Below are 342 nucleotides of genomic sequence, written 5' to 3'. Positions count from 1 at the left end.
AAGTTGTCGCTAATCCTATTTGTGAAGGGGCGATCTCTTCAACCAGTCGATGAATAGCCTCAAATTTTGTCATTGCCTCTTTATGAGCTGCTTTATAGCCGGCCTCATTTAATTTTTCCTGCCCGGTATAAACAATAAGCCAGGAGACATCAACTCCTCCTTTTTCCATTTTTGGAAGGTTGACCTGGGTATCGAGATTTTGAGTGTAATTTTTTGTTGCCGTGAAATTGTCCACATTAATATCATTGTGAGTATCAATGGTGATCACCTTGTCGTGTATTTGTCGTGCCTTTTCGACCATTGCTTCATCTGCCGTCTGGGCATTGGCAAAAAAAGCTGAAG

Annotated in this window: 1 protein-coding gene; it reads right to left on the bottom strand. The window is 41.5% G+C overall.

What is annotated here, in order from left to right:
• The coding region (locus tag HC175_RS21565) for a membrane dipeptidase (RefSeq protein ID WP_209310177.1) at window positions 1-342 on the bottom strand (342 nt) is incomplete at both ends.

It is taken from the genome of Salinimicrobium oceani, assembly GCF_012037645.1.
The sequence above is the reverse complement of the archived record's forward strand: the minus strand, read 5'-3'. Positions and strand labels throughout refer to the sequence as shown.